We start from the raw sequence: 15,220 nt of genomic DNA, 5'->3' as shown, positions 1-15,220 counted from the left end.
AGCCCTGCGGCTGCATGCCAACCTAAAATTACTTGAAAAAGATCACCCCGTAGTCGTTGAACTGGTCGTCCAATACTCACAACTTGCCCATATCAGAGAAGTTGAAGCAGCACAACAAATGGGTCTTAGCTTCTATTGATGCTGTGTTCAGCCCAGATATTTCATCAGAATCTTCACGTGGCCGCTTTCGCGCAGCTTGGCAATGCTCTTCTCACGAATCTGTCGCACGCGTTCGCGCGTGAGTCCAAGCTGGTCGCCAATCTCCTCCAGTCCTAATTCGTTGCAGCCTATGCCGAAGCACTCGCGCAGGATAATCACCTCGCGCTCCTTGAGCACGCTCTCCAGTACCGTGTTCAATTCCTGGGCCATGCTCTCGTGATCTACGCTCTTGTCCGTGCGACTGTCGTCGCCGCTGGCCATCACGTCGACCATCGAATTGTCTTCACCTTCCTGAAACGGCGCGTCTATGCTCACATGGTGACCGTCGGCCATCATGCTCTGCCCAATCTTTTCCACCTCTATATTAGTGGCATCCGATATTTCCTGCATGCTTGGGTGCCTCTCGTGTACCTGCTCGAAGCGGTTGATTTCATGGTTGATTTTGCTCAGTGAACCCACTTGGTTGAGTGGTAGTCGCACGATGCGGCTCTGCTCGGCAATGGCCTGCAGGATGCTCTGCCGAATCCACCACACGGCGTAGGAGATAAATTTGAAGCCACGGGTCTCGTCAAACTTCTGTGCAGCTTTGATAAGCCCGATGTTGCCCTCGTCGATAAGGTCGGTGAGTGACAGCCCTTGATGTTGGTATTGTTTGGCTACAGACACTACGAAGCGCAAGTTAGCTGTGACAAGTTTTTCTTTGGCTTTTTCACCCTCGCGGCCGCCTTTCTTGATTTTCTGTGCCAAGTCTATCTCCTCATCAATTGTGATAAGAGGAGCCCGACCAATCTCTACCAGATACTTGTCCAAAGCCTCGCTGGAGCGATTGGTGATGCTTTTCTGAATCTTTAATTGTCTCATTCTTACACACAAACATTTTAAACGCCCTGAGAGAAGCGTTTCTTATTATTCCTCCAAAATCGAAATAAAAATAAGTAAAATATCAATAGGTTGTTATTTCTCTATCTGTTATTTATGGATTAATAACGTTTATTGAATATTTTTCCAAACCCTTTGGCTGAGATAACTGGCTTATTCTTCGTAATTTTGCACTAATATGGTATTTACGGTTGAGAACATTATCTTTCTGGGTTCCGTCCTTGTTTTTGTGAGTATCCTCATCAGCAAGACCGGTTACCGCTTTGGGGTTCCTACGCTGTTGCTCTTTCTATTCACGGGCATGGCCTTTGGCAGCGAGGGGCTGGGCATTGCATTCAATCAGGTGGCGGATGCTCAGTTCATCGGCATGCTTTCGCTCAGTGTGATTCTTTTCACTGGGGGTATGGATACCAAGATGCACGACGTGCACCCTATCTTGGCTCCCGGCGTATTGCTGGCCTCGCTTGGCGTGGTGCTTACGACGGCGCTGACTGGACTTTTTGTCTTTTTCCTCTCCCGGGCCACAGGTCTCGACATTCATTTGTCGCTGGTGCTTTCCATGCTTCTTGCCGCCACGATGTCGTCCACAGACTCGGCTTCGGTTTTCAACCTGCTGCGCACACAAGGCATCGGACTGAAGCATCGGCTTCGTCCCATCCTCGAACTGGAGAGTGGCAGCAATGATCCCATGGCCTATATGCTCACGCTGGCACTGGTTGAAGTAGCGGCTACAGGTGCCGAGTTTTCAACACTTCATCTGCTGGGCAACCTCCTGGTGCAGTTTTTCCTGGGCGGACTGCTGGGTTGGGGGCTCGGACGTGTCTGTTCGTGGGTGGTCAACCGCATCAACCTGCCTAATCCATCGCTCTATCCTGTGCTGTTGCTGAGCTTCATTCTCATCATCTACACATTCACAGACATGCTCCACGGCAACGGGTATCTGGCTGTCTACGTGGCTGGACTTGTGGTGGGAAACCGCCGTTTGTCATATCGTCGGGAGATGACCACTTTCATGGACGGGCTCACATGGTTGCTTCAAATCGTGATGTTTCTCACGCTGGGACTGCTTGTCAATCCCTCAGAGGTGTGGCAGATAGCCTATATCGGGCTGGCCATCGGACTGTTTATGATGCTGGTATCTCGCCCGCTGTCGGTCTTTATTTGCCTGCTTCCTTTCCGTCGGCTGCCCGTGCGGGCCAAGCTATTCCTTTCGTGGGTGGGCCTGCGTGGCGCGGTGCCTATCATCTTTGCTACCTATCCGATGATGGCTGGCCTTGAAGACGGCAATCTGCTGTTCAACATAGTGTTCTTCATCACCCTGCTGTCGCTGTCGTTGCAGGGTACCACCATTTCGTGGGCGGCGCGGCGGCTGGGACTGGACTGCGAGCAGGAGAAGCCTGCAAGCGAATTTGGCATTGAGATTCCGGAGGAGTTGGGGCCGCAACTTAATGAGCAGGCCGTCACGCCCGAACTGTTGGTCCGTGGCGAACATCTGGCCGACGTAGGATTTCCCGAGGGGCATCTGGTGATGCTTGTCAAGCGTGGTGACAGCTTCATTGTTCCCAACGGACAACTTAAGCTCCATGTAGGCGACGTGCTGCTCACCATTTCCAAGTAGCTGCGGACAGGAAAACCATCTGCACGATAAAGCAAAGTGGGGAATGCACCTGCCCGCTTTGTTGGCGGTGCGGGCACATTCCCCATAAGTACATCCTTTTCTCCCTGTACGCAGGGCTGTGACGAGACCTACTTACTATACAGGGCGACGATGGTCTCGTAGAGTTCTTGTTTGCCACTGATTTGACGGGGCTCACCGTTCTGCTTGGCATAATCTACAAGGTCTTCGAGACTCAACCGGCCCTCTTCAAAGGCCTTGCCCTGTCCCTCGTCAAAACTGGCATAGCGGTCGCACAGCATCTGGGGCAGCTCGCTCTCGTCAAGGATGGCTGCTGCATTGAGCAGAGCACGGGCCATGGCATCCATGCCACTGATGTGGGCCAGGAAGATGTCTTCTGGATCGGTGGAGTTGCGGCGAATCTTGGCATCGAAGTTACTGCCGCCGTTGCCCAGTCCGCCGTTGCGGATAATCTGCATCATGGCTTGTGTGAGCTCGAAGTTGTCGATGGGGAACTGGTCGGTATCCCAGCCATTCTGCGCATCACCGCGGTTGGCATCAATGCTGCCCAGCATGCCGTTGTCCACAGCCACAGCCAGTTCGTGCTCGAAAGTGTGACCCGCCAATGTGGCATGATTCACCTCGATGTTCACTTTGAAGTCTTTGTCGAGGCCGTTGGCGCGCAGGAATCCGATGACGGTCTCCGTGTCCACGTCGTATTGGTGCTTGGTGGGCTCGCATGGCTTAGGCTCGATGAGGAACGTGCCCTTGAAGCCCTGGGTGCGTGCATAGTCGCGAGCAGCGGTGAGCATGCGGGCCAGATGATTCTTCTCACGCTGCATCTGGGTGTTGAGCAGACTCATGTATCCTTCGCGGCCACCCCAGAACACATAGTTCTGACCGCCGAGTTTGATGGTAGCATCAATTGCATTCTTGATTTGTACGGCGGCGCGGGCCACGACATCAAAGTTGGGATTGGTGGCTGCCCCATTCATATAACGCTTGTCACTGAAGACGTTGGCCGTGCCCCAAAGCAGTTTTTTTGTGGGGTCGGCAGCCATCTTTTCTTTCAGATAGTCGGTGACGGCAGCCATGTTGGCTTCATAGCGGTCGATGTCGTCGTCGGGGTCTACGAGGTCGACGTCATGGAAACAGAAATATTCGATGCCCAGTTTGGTCATGATTTCAAAGCCGGCATCCACCTTATCCTTGGCACGCTGCACAGGGTTAGCATCGGCATCCCAGGCATAGTTGCGGGTCTGCCCGCCAAACTGATCGCCACTGGCCTGTCCCAGCGTATGCCACCAAGCCATGGCAAACTTGAGCCAGTCTTTCATTTTTTTGCCTTTGACTACGCGTTCGGGCTCGTAGTAGTGGAAAGCCATGGGGGTCTTGCTCTCGGTACCCTCAAATGGAATCTTGCCAATTTCGGGGAAATACTCTTTTGTCATAGTTGTTTTTATTTTTAGTTAAAAGAAAGATTCGTTGGCCAATACAGCTTTCCAACGCTCGTAAGCCTCATGATATTGTGCGGCTTTATGGCTGTCGGGCTCGATGACGGCCAGTCGTTGTAGGGTAGAGAAAGCCTCGTTGTGGTCTCTGTAGATGCCACAGCCCATGCCTGCACCTCGGGCTGCTCCAGCTGATCCATCGGTCTCGTAGAGCTCGATGGCAGCCCCGCTGGTGGCAGCCAGCGCATCGCGAAAGATAGGACTTAAGAACATGTTGGCCCGCCCGGCGTGGATTTTGCGGATGTCCATGCCCATCTGGCGCATCACTTCCATGCCGTAGCAGAACGAGAAGACGATGCCCTCTTGGGCGGCACGCACTACATGAGCCCTCGTGTGGCGGTTGAAATCGAGGCCGTGGATGGAGCAATCTGTTTTGCGGTTCTCAAGCACACGCTCGGTGCCGTTACCAAAAGGTATGATACTCACACCCTCGCTGCCCACCGGCACGGTGGCGGCCAAGGCATTCATATCGGTATAGTCCAGATCGGGGGTCACATTACGGTGGGTCCAGGCGTTGAGGATACCTGTACCATTGATGCAGAGCAGCACGCCTAGACGCGTTACATCTGGGCTATAGTTGACATGGGCAAAGGTGTTGACGCGGCTTTTGGAATCGTAACCCGTTTCGCCCAGCACGCCATAGACTACACCGGAGGTGCCGGCCGTGGATGCTATCTCGCCGGGATTGAACACGTTGAGCGAAAGCGCATTGTTGGGTTGGTCTCCGGCACGGTAAGATACGGGGGTGCCCTCGCAGAGCCCCAGTTCGTCGGCAGCCTCGCGGCTTACGCTGCACTGCACGGCAAAAGTCGGAACCACAGTGGGCAGCAGTGAGGAAGATATACCATAATAGTCGAGTAGGAACTGGGCGGGTCTCCGATCGGCAAAGTCCCAAAACATGCCTTCGCTGAGGCCGCTGATGGTAGTGTTGACCTCGCCGGTGAGCCTCATGGCCATGTAGTCACCGGGCAGCATCACTTTGTCGATACGGGCATAGATGTCGGGTTCGTTCTCCTTGACCCATGCCAGTTTGGCGGCAGTGAAGTTGCCTGGCGAGTTGAGCAAGTGTCCCAGACAGCGGTCGCTGCCCAAATCACGGAATGCACGCTCGCCATAGGGCACGGCACGCGAGTCGCACCAGATGATGGCATCGCGCAGCACGCGTTGGTTTCGGTCTACGCATACCAACCCGTGCATTTGATAAGAGATGCCGATGGCTTTCACGTCTTTGCCACGGGCTCCGGTCTGTGCCATAACTTTCTTGAGAGCCAGACAAGCATTAGTCCACCACATGTGTGGGTCTTGTTCTGCCCATCCGGCTTTGACGGCCTTGATGGGAGCCTCATGCTTGGGAAAGAAAGCCGTGGCGGCCGTGGCACCCGTCTCTGCATCGACGAGGGAAGCTTTGACACTGCTCGACCCGATGTCGAAGCCCAGAAGATATTGCCGGTTGTTCATGGTTGTGGTTTTTAAATGGAGATTGGTTTCTGGGGGCAAAGATAAGCAAAATATCCTAATAGTATTGTTTTGTAGCTTTTCTTTTTGTGGCTGTCTTTTTTCCAAATGTCTCAAAAGACTACTGATGTTCAATGGCGGTTGCGTATCTATAACATAAGGAGACGTTAAGGAAAAAGGCTCTGTGAGGAATCGGCTACCTTTGTTGTCGCTAAAACCAAGGCAGTACAACCAAGGCTGCTCATACGAATATACCGACATGAAGAAAACTATCGCGCTACTTCTTGCCTTGCTGGCCTGCACCTTGGCCATGGGACAGCAGCAGTTCTCCAATCCTGTGTTGTGGGCGGACGTGCCTGATCCGGATGTCATTCGGGTAGACAGTGACTTCTATATGGTCACCACTACGATGCATCTCATGCCAGGGGGCCCCATCATGAAATCGCGTGATTTGGTGAACTGGACTACTGTGGGCTATCTCTTCGACAGGTTGACGGACTCGCCTAAATATAATATGGTGGGCGGAACGGTGTATGGACGGGGACAGTGGGCCACGTCGCTGAAGTATTACAATGGGCGGTTCTATGCCTTATTCTCGCCCAATGACCAGCCAGGTGGAGAGACCTATATCTTGACGGCCGAGCGTGCCGAGGGGCCTTGGCATCAGGTGAGCCGGTTGCCCCACTTTCATGATGCTACGCTCTTTTTCGATGACGACGGCCGTGCATATGTGTTCTATGCCACGGGAGACATGGTGGAGCTGACGACTGATCTGCGGTCAGTGAAGCCCAATTCACACGTGCGTCTATTCGAGCGTGACGGAGAGGAGGACAACCTGCTTGAGGGTTCGCGTGTGGTGAAGCACGAGGGACGTTACTATCTGTTGATGATTTCCTGGCCCAAGGGCCGGGTTCGCCGCGAGGTGTGCTATCGGGCTGACTATATCCGAGGCCCTTATGAAAAGCGCACGGTACTTGACACCTCGTTTGGCGGATTCGGAGGCGTGGGACAGGGCACCATTGTCGATACGCCCGATGGGCGATGGTATGGCATGATATTTCAGGATCGCGGCGGAGTGGGACGCGTGATGACACTCGTGCCCTGCCGTTGGGAACAGGGTTGGCCGCTGTTGGGAGACAGTCTTGGACGGGTGCCCGAGGTGATGGATAAACCCGTACAGGGCTATACCGACGGACGGATTGCCGGCAGCGATACTTTCGACGGTCCGACGCTGGGGCTTGACTGGCAGTGGAACCATAATCCAGTGGACACGGCCTGGTCGCTCTCCGAGCGGCCGGGGTGGTTGCGGTTAAAGACTTCGCGCTTGTCCGAAAATCTCTTTGTGGCACCCAACACCATCAGCCAACGGCTGGAGGGGCCGGGTTGTGAGGCTGCGGTAAGGATGGATGTGTCTCAGATGCGTGAAGGTGACGTGGCTGGTCTCTCCGTGTTTCAGAGTGATGCCGCCCTGTTGGCCATAGAGAAGACAGTGACAGGTTGGGAACTGGTGGGCAGTAGGCAGTCGGTGAAGATGGAAGCCAAAGACCATCGGGTGACCGGCGTGCAGCGTGAAGACGATATGCGGGTGCCTCTGGACAGCCCCCTTGTATGGCTCAGACTTCAGGCAGATTTTACCTTGGGACAGGATTTGGCCCGATTGCAATACAGTACCGACGGGCAGACATGGCACACGGCCATAGACCGTTTCAAGATGCAGTTTGATTATCGTCGGTTCTTCATGGGAACACGCGCAGCCATCTTTAATTTCGCCACTCGGCAAGTAGGTGGGTTTGTAGACGTGGATACCTTTGAATACAGTCGGAACAATGGTTTTGAGACAAAATGAAAAAGATATGAAACACTGGGAGAAACGATGAGACATGTACGAAAGGGATGTGAACCCAACGGATAGGGCTTTGAACGAAATCTCCATACCTTTGCACTGCCTCTAAACCAAAATATCACCCATAAACGAATCATCAAATCACAAGTATATCATGACAACTAAACAATCTTTGAAGCGGAAGCTGAGGAGAGTCTTGGCCAGGGTCTCTAGAATGAGTCTGCTACTGGCAACATGTAGCCTGGGCGGGGTGTCGTGTTCGCAGTACGACCTTGACACAAGGATGCCCTCCTGGCTGGGGCAGTCTATCTATGATTATCTGAAGGATGCCGGTAATTATACCTATACGGTACGGATGATCGACGATTTGGGCTATGCCGAGGTTTTGGCCCGCACGGGGTCGAAAACCCTCTTTGTGGCCGACGATGCCGCCTTCGATCGCTTTTTTCAGAACAACAGTTTTGGAGTGAAGAGTTATGACGCACTCACTGTCTCGCAGAAGAAGATGTTACTCTACGGTGCGATGATTAACAACAGCTTCCAGATCAATAACCTCTCCAGTACCGAGGGGCCTGTAGAGGGCGACTGCATGCGGCGGCTGTCATCAGGGACGGTGTACGACAGCGTCCCCGTGCTAAAGACAGCTGACATGCCCAACAATCCTTATTGGTCTCGTTATCGTGAATTGGGGCAGGTGGTGTGTCTGGAAGACATGTCGGCAGTGCCAATGATTCACTTCATTGAGCGGCATTTGGTGAACAACAATATTACCAACGAAGACTATAATTTCATCTACAACAACACGACCCGTCGGCAAAGTGGCGATGCGAGTGTGAACGGTGTACAGATCGCAGAGCAGAACATCAAGTGCTCCAACGGATTCGTTCACAAGGTGCAGGATGTGATGACACCATTGAAGAATATGGCCACTTATTCGAAGCAAGAGCCAAGTGTCGGAATTCAATGCGTTGCTGGAGCGGTTTTGTGCACCTTATTATAGTCAGGCGGCCACGGAAAACTACAATCGCCTCTATAATCAGAGTGTGGATTCCGTATTCCAAAAGCGCTTCTTCTCGGTGAAGAGCCAGCAGGGGCAGCCCGTCAATGTCTCGCCCGACAATGGTCCGGTGGAGCAGTTGAAGTTCGACCCCGAGTGGAATACCTACTATTCCGGTGAAGCCACCAGCTCGTCGCAGAGCGTGGCTCTGGAGCAGGACATGGGACTGATGATGGTGCCCAGCAATGCGGCCATGACCGACTACTGGAACCATGGAGCCGGCCGTGTGCTGAAAGACTACTATGGATCGTGGGAACGCGTGCCCGATTATGTGGTGGCCGAACTCATCAACAACAATATGATTTCATCATTCGTGTCGAGCGTGCCGAGCAAGTTTGGTAGCATTATGAACGATGCCAACGACCCTATGGGCGTGAAACGGAGTGATGTGGACAGCGTGTGGCTGGGCTGCAATGGTGCCGTTTATCTTACTAATAAGGTGTTTTCGCCGACCACCTACGTAAGCGTACTGTTCCCGGCTTTCATCAATCAGACCATGAACATCATGCGTTGGGGTGTGTACAAGTGCCAGTACAATGTCTATCTGAACTCGCTGAACTCCACCTATAGCTTCTTCATCCCCAACAACAAGTCACTGTTGGAGTATGTAGACCCTTGTTCCTATGGCAAGAGTTCGACGCAACTCTTCAGATTCCACTACGACGGGTCGAAGCCGGACGACAACGACCGCGTGTGGGCCAGCATCTGGAACTATGACACACTGACCGGCGAGGTGGGCGACTCCATCGGGTGCGCTTCCTACGAGCAGGTGGTGGATCGGTTGCAGGATATTCTTGAAAACCACATTGTGGTGGGCGACGTGACCGACGGCCACACTTACTACCGCACGATGGGAGGCTCTGAAATCAGGGTGGACCATGTTGCGGCCGGAAAAAACGGTATGACCGTATCGGGCAGCTGGCAAGTGAATGAAGACGAGGGTACGGCCGTGAACGACATCTATGACCAACAAAACGGCCGTAGTTATGTGCTCAACAATCAGCCCATCATGTGTACCCGCATGACGGTGCGCGACATTCTGTCCCAGCATGACGAGTACAGCAAGTTTCTGGAGCTGATGGATGGCAGCGGACTTTTCGAGACTATTCACAATGGGCGCAATGCCTGCGGAGGCACGAACATCAGTGTGTTCAACACCTATCACTATACGGTGTATGTGCCAACCAACAAATCCCTCGAGGAGCTCATCGCCAGTGGCAAGCTGCCCACATGGCAGGACGTGGAAGCCGATGAGGCTGCGAGCAACATGGGCAAGAAGACTGCCGACTCGACAGCTATCGTAAACTTCCTGCGCTATCATATTCAGGACAATGCCATCTTTATCGGAGCACAGGCCATGAGTGGCGATTACGAAACGGCCTCTTTCGACCCCACAAACGACAGTTTCTACAAGCTGCACGTCAATTCCGATGCCAACGGCATCACGGTGACCGATGCCCGGGGCAACAAGCGCCACGTGCTCACCTCCAACGGCAAGCTCTACAACCGTATGGCCAAGGAGTATCAGTATAACAGCAGCGATGCCGCACGTGCCACACAGATAGAGACCAGCTCTTCGGCCGTGGTGCATCTCATCGACGGCCCGCTATTCTATGCAAAATAAATATAATCGAGATATGAAAAGGACAAGCATTCAACGAATATCCGCACTTGCCATGGCAGGCCTGCTGTCATTGGGACAAATGAATGCTCAGGAGGCGGGCCAGATTGTCACCGGTACAGTGAATGACAGTTTCGGCCCGGTGATGCTGGCCAATGTGGTAGAGATAGATGCTTCGAAGCGTATCGTATCGTCTACGCAAACCGACATCAACGGTAACTTCTCGCTGAAAATTCAGAATCCCAAAAACAGGCTGCGCATCTCTTTTGTCGGAACCAAGACACAGACGCTGGAACTGAACAAGACCGAATACATTGTGGTGCTGGAAGACGAGAAGACCATTCCCGAGGTGGTGGTGAGTGCCCGTCGGCGTTCCGGCGGCTCTGGGTTGAACATCCCTGTGGACGAAATTTCTACAGCCCAGCAGTCTATTAGTGCCAAGGAATTTGAGGGACTGGGCGTGAGCACCATCGACGAGGCTCTGCAAGGACGTATTGCCGGACTTGACATTGTGGCCAATTCGGGCAATTTGGGAGCGGGCACGTCCATGCGTCTGCGTGGTGTGAGTTCGGTCAACATGAGCGGCGAACCCCTGATAGTGGTCGACGGCAACGTGTGGGAGACCGACAGCAAGTTTGATGTGAACGGAGCCAATGATGAGAAATTTGCCGAGCTGCTCAACGTGAATCCCGAGGATATCGAGAACATCTCTGTGCTCAAGGATGCCGCAGCTACGGCCATCTGGGGCTCGCAGGGGGCCAATGGTGTGATTGAAATCAAGACCAAACGGGGTGCACGTGGCCGTACCCAAGTGACCTATAGCTATCGGCTGACAGGAACCTACCAGCCCGAAGGCTATAAAATGCTTACCGGCGACCAGTACACCATGCTGATGAAAGAGGCCTACTTCAATCCCAAACTGAGCGATGCTGCCAGCAATATCGTGGAGTTCAACTATGATCCCAGCTATTCGGAGTACGAGATGTATAACAACAATACCGACTGGGTGAAAGCCGTGAAGCAGACAGGCTGGCAACAGCAACACTATGTGTCGCTGGCCGGTGGCGGCGAGAAGGCCAACTTCCGCGTGACGGCCGGTTACGATCACCAGTCGGGCAGTATCATCAAGCAGTTGCTCAATCGTTTCACGTCGCGTGTGGCACTGGACTATTTTGTGAGCGACCGCATCAAAATTCAGACCAACATCGCCTTTACCTATACGAGCAATGACCGTAATTATACCGACCTGCTGGCCATTTCGTACAAGCGCATGCCCAATCTTTCCATCTTCGAGCAAGACAGACAGGGCCGCAACCTCGACACCTATTATCATATATTGCCGACGGTGAGCTCAGAACTGAACAATCTGGTGGGCCAGTTCAATCCGGTAGCCATTGCCAATCTGGCCACCAACCGCGAATCAAGCTACAACATCGAGCCGGAGTTCAAGATCAACTATGAGTTGCTCGGCACCAATGAGAACAAGAGCCGGCTCACCTACGAGGGCAAAGTCGTTTTCAATATCTTCAACAAATACAACGATACTTTCCTGCCGGCAGCCATGAATACGCGTGGATGGAGCAACAAAAACCAGAATCTCTCGACTGCCGTTTCCAATAAGAGTCTGGGTATTACCACGACGCACACAATGACCTACACGCCGCATTTCAGCAATCGGGACCACTCGCTGATGGTGATGCTTCGCGGTCAGATGACCGACGGCAACAGCAATGCCCAGACTACAGGCGAGTATGGACTGCCCACAGGAACCATCACCGACACCGGGGCGGCCGGCATCATCAGTCAGTTCAACACCTCGGCCAGTCGTTGGCGCAGTGTCTACTTCACGTTCTCGGCCCACTATGCTTACAAGGGCCGCTACATGGCCGATCTCTCCGTGCGTCGTGACGGTTCCACGAAATTTGGCCCGTCGCAGCGATGGGGCAACTTTCCGGCACTGTCCATCAGATGGAACATCAGCAAGGAGCCATGGTTCAAGAAGTCGATGCCTTGGTTCAGCATGCTGTCGCTTCGTCCTGGATGGGGCATTGTGGGCAACCAGCCCAATGGCGAATACCTTTATCTAAGCAAGTACACCAACGGCCAAGGCTATCTAGGCGAAGGCTCCGTCTACCCCAGCAATATTCAGCTGAAGAACTTGAAGTGGGAGCAGAAGGAGACCTACAACCTCGGTCTGGACTTCGGTTTCTTCAACGACAAGATTAGTGGCAACGTGGAGTTCTATGTACAGAACACCAGTGATCTACTGATGGTCAACCGCGGCATTCCGCACTCTTCGGGTTTCACGGCCCTGTCTTATCAGAATGTGGGCAACATGAAGAATGTGGGTTGGGAGTTCAATGTCAATGGCAACAAGATTGTAAAAGCCGGTCCTTTCTCTCTGGACTTCAACATTACGTTTGCCAACAACAGGAACAAGATTACGAAGATGGACGAGACGGTGCTCAACAATATGAACAAGGAGTTCAACTATCGCAACGGTTCTTATCTCACACACGTGGAGTTGAACCGGGCCTTCGGCTCCATCTACGGATTCCGTTACAAAGGTGTTTACCAGTACACCGACTATACTCGGGACGAAGTGAGTGGCGTAAGTGGCCCCAATGCACCTGTGGTACGCGATGTCTACGGCAATGTGGTGCTCGACGAGAAAGGACAGACCAAGCCCATGACTTTCGGCTACGGCACCAACTCGCAGTATGAGTTCAGGGGTGGTGACGCTATGTATGAAGACATCAACCACGACGGTACCATCAATGAACTGGACATTATCTACTTGGGTTCGTCGCTGCCGAAGATTACAGGTGGCTTTGGATTTAAGATCAATGTCGGCCGTTTCACTTGGAACAACCAATTCAATTTCCGTTGGGGCAACAAGATCATCAACATGGCCCGCATGAATGCCGAGAACATGTACAGCAACGACAACCAGAGCCGGGCCGTGGACTGGCGTTGGCGTGTGGAGGGCGACATGACCGATGTACCGCGTGCCCTGTATCAGAGCGGTTACAACTGGCTGGGCAGCGACAGGTTCGTCGAGGATGGATCGTTTCTCCGACTGAACTACAGCCAAGTGTCCTACAGTTTCTCGTCCAAGACCTTGAGACGTATCGGACTCTCCCGTCTGAGTTTCTATGTCTCGGCCAACAACCTGTTTTGCCTGACCAGGTACAGCGGTGCCGACCCAGAAGTGAACTATGGCAGCTACGGCATCGTCTACGACAATGCGCAGACCCCCCGGGCACGTTCGTTCACCGGTGGCATCACCATTGGACTCTAAACCTTACAAATGCAATAAGACAATCTATAAGATATGAAAGCATTATCGATAGTTCAATCCATCAACAAGCGTCTTGGCGGCCTGCGGACCATGCCGGCAAGGGTGCTGGTGGCTGGCTTGTCGGCACTGGGGCTGACCTCGTGCAACTCTTTCCTCGACACATTGCCGCTCAATGATGTTGTGCTGGAAAACTTCTGGACGCAGAAGTCAGACGTGACCAGTGTGCTCAACAGTTGCTATGAGTCGTTGGAGAGCAACGACTGCTTGACGCGCATGGGCTTATGGGGCGAGGTGCGTTCCGATAACATGACGGCCGGCTCGGCGCCGAACGCCCAACTGACCGACCTGCTGAAGGAGAATCTTCTGCCTACCAACAGCTACACCGACTGGCTCTCTTTCTATCAGACCATCAACCGCTGCAACACCGTGTGCCACTATGCCCCCTTGGTACAGGCCAAGGACCCCAACTATACGCTGGCCGAGATGCGTGCCAACATTGCCGAGGCAAGTGCCATCCGCGCCTTGTGCTATTTCTATCTCATCCGTACTTTCCGCGATGTGCCCTATAGCACACGGCCGAGCATTGACGACACGGGCGTGTATCAGTTTCCTGCATCCAAGTTCGGTGTGGTGCTCGACTCCCTGATAGCCGATCTGGAGAGTGTCAAGGACTACGCCGTGCGCCGGTACTACACCGACGACAATGTCAAGGCCTACTACAACTCGTCCAGGATTACGCGCTGGGCCGTCTATGCGCTGCTCGCCGACATGTATCTGTGGAGGGGCGATTGGGACAAGTGCATAGACTGTTGCGACCAGATACTGGCCTACAAGCGCCGGCAGTATGACGACATGCGCAGTGAGGATGCCGGCAAGGTGTCTGACCTTTATCTCTTCAACGGCTATCCTTTACTAATGGAAAGGCCTACGGGAAGCGTGCTTTCGGGCAGCGCTTACGGTGCAATCTTCGGGCGAGGAAGCTGTTTTGAGAGCGTGTTTGAGCTGTATTTCAACGAGAATCAGGCCGTAAACAACAACTGGATACGGAACTTTTATGGCAGCAGCTCCACGATGATCGGCCAGCTGAGTGCCCCCGACTTCCTCTATAAGGATGCGGCCATCGGCAACAACAAGCTCTTCACCCACAACGATTGCCGGGTGTATGAGAACATGCAGCACGTGTCGTCGCGCTATGCCATTACCAAATACGTGCGTCAGTCAGTGTCGATGAATACCAATAATGTCACCGGCGAGGCCGACCTGCGCCTGAGTTTCTCGCGCCGCAGCAACGCTTACAGCAACTGGATCGTTTATCGCATGACCGACATCATGCTGATGAAAGCCGAGGCTGAGGTACAGAAAGGCGAGGCCCATTTTGCCAAGGCCTTCTCGTTGGTCAATGCCGTGAACAAGCGTGCCAAGAATGCTTATACCTCCAGTGTGACGGATACGCTTGTGGCCGGCAACTACCAGAGTCGGCAGCAGATGGAAGAACTGGTGCTCGACGAGCGTCAGCGCGAACTGATGTTCGAGGGCAAGCGCTGGTTCGACTTGGTGCGCATGGCACGTCGCGACGGCGACACGCGTCGGCTGGTGAGCTATGTTGTCAATAAGTATGTGGACAACGTGAATGCCATCCGCATCAAGCTCGCCGACCCGAACATTATTTATTGGCCTTACTATGAGGATGAAATCAAGATGAATCCGCGCCTCGTCCAGAATTCGGCCTACAATACGGGCGACAATTCCCAGTTGTCTCACTAATAGAAGTTTTGTGTG

At 53.4% G+C, this 15,220-nt stretch carries 9 protein-coding genes; 6 read left to right on the top strand and 3 right to left on the bottom strand.

From position 1 onward, the window contains the following. Nucleotides 1–147 precede the first annotated feature (147 nt). Complete coding sequence (locus PREDE_RS08760; protein WP_005846618.1) at nt 148–1,020, bottom strand: sigma-70 family RNA polymerase sigma factor; 873 nt, start codon at nt 1,018–1,020, stop codon at nt 148–150. A gap of 196 nt (nt 1,021–1,216) precedes the next feature. On the opposite strand from PREDE_RS08760, the gene PREDE_RS08755 reads away from it, so the two are divergent. After that, a complete protein-coding gene (locus PREDE_RS08755; RefSeq protein WP_005846616.1) occupies nt 1,217–2,656 on the top strand; it encodes a potassium/proton antiporter in 1,440 nt (479 codons plus the stop codon). A gap of 128 nt (nt 2,657–2,784) precedes the next feature. Here the strand turns inward: PREDE_RS08755 and xylA are convergent, their stop codons facing one another. After that, on the bottom strand, nt 2,785–4,104 hold the full coding sequence (gene xylA / locus PREDE_RS08750) for a xylose isomerase (RefSeq protein ID WP_005846615.1): 1,320 nt from the start codon (nt 4,102–4,104) through the stop codon (nt 2,785–2,787). Nucleotides 4,105–4,122: 18 nt separating this feature from the next. Further along, entirely contained in the window at nt 4,123–5,622 is a 1,500-nt protein-coding gene (locus tag PREDE_RS08745; protein WP_005846613.1) for a xylulokinase, read from the bottom strand. A gap of 256 nt (nt 5,623–5,878) precedes the next feature. Between PREDE_RS08745 and PREDE_RS08740 the strand changes: the two genes are divergently transcribed. From PREDE_RS08740 to PREDE_RS08725, 5 genes are all read left to right on the top strand, one after another. Further along, a complete protein-coding gene (locus PREDE_RS08740) occupies nt 5,879–7,465 on the top strand; it encodes a glycoside hydrolase family 43 protein (RefSeq protein WP_044127037.1) in 1,587 nt (528 codons plus the stop codon). 211 nt (nt 7,466–7,676) lie between these two features. After that, entirely contained in the window at nt 7,677–8,462 is a 786-nt protein-coding gene (locus tag PREDE_RS14275) for a fasciclin domain-containing protein (RefSeq protein ID WP_235777518.1), read from the top strand. Further along, nucleotides 8,413–10,143 carry a fasciclin domain-containing protein gene (locus tag PREDE_RS08735; RefSeq protein WP_235777517.1) on the top strand — a complete coding sequence of 577 codons (1,731 nt, stop codon included), beginning with the start codon at nt 8,413–8,415 and terminating at the stop codon, nt 10,141–10,143. Before PREDE_RS14275 ends, PREDE_RS08735 begins: the two co-directional genes overlap by 50 nt. Nucleotides 10,144–10,156: 13 nt before the next feature. After that, complete coding sequence (locus PREDE_RS08730) at nt 10,157–13,441, top strand: SusC/RagA family TonB-linked outer membrane protein (protein WP_015310388.1); 3,285 nt, start codon at nt 10,157–10,159, stop codon at nt 13,439–13,441. A gap of 33 nt (nt 13,442–13,474) precedes the next feature. Next, nucleotides 13,475–15,205, top strand: coding sequence for a RagB/SusD family nutrient uptake outer membrane protein (locus tag PREDE_RS08725; protein ID WP_005846605.1), 1,731 nt, complete (start codon nt 13,475–13,477; stop codon nt 15,203–15,205). The last annotated feature ends 15 nt before the right edge of the window (nt 15,206–15,220 follow it).

Source organism: Prevotella dentalis DSM 3688 (assembly GCF_000242335.1).
Classification (GTDB): domain Bacteria; phylum Bacteroidota; class Bacteroidia; order Bacteroidales; family Bacteroidaceae; genus Prevotella; species Prevotella seregens.
This window is presented reverse-complemented; position numbering and strand designations above follow the sequence as displayed.